A 405-nucleotide genomic window follows, 5' to 3' on the forward strand; every position below is an offset into this window, starting at 1 on the left:
TCTCCATACAACTCTATTTCGTTAAGAGCATCTGACCGATATGCCTTCAGAGTACAACCGAAATCGTGGATATCTGGCCCGGTCCAGCGTGCCATCCGTGTCTGTATCGCGGATGGTATCGTCTTTGTCAACGGGTCGTTCCGGTCTCGCCGCCAGCCACTGACGCAATCATAGCTATCGGATTCGCTGTCCCCACTTATCAACATATTGAGGAGGTCCGGAATGTCTTGTGGGTCGTTCTGTCGATCAGCATCAAGAGTTACGATAAATTCGCCAGTTGCTTGTTTGATACCCGCGTTCAAGGCTGCACTTTGTCCAAAGTTGCGGGACAGTAATAATCCGAGAACGTTCTCATTGTGTTCTGCCAAGTCACGGATAACGCTCCTAGTACCATCGGTACTACCA

The 405-nt window shown here is 49.9% G+C and carries 1 protein-coding gene; it reads right to left on the reverse strand.

Annotated features, from left to right (window positions below; all coding sequences use genetic code 11):
• A partial coding sequence (locus FY251_RS21940) for a glycosyltransferase (protein ID WP_255516803.1) occupies positions 1 to 368 on the reverse strand: 368 nt, incomplete at its 3' end.
• Positions 369 to 405: the final 37 nt, after the last annotated feature.

This window comes from Haloferax sp. KTX1, from assembly GCF_902410085.1.
GTDB lineage: Archaea > Halobacteriota > Halobacteria > Halobacteriales > Haloferacaceae > Haloferax > Haloferax massiliensis.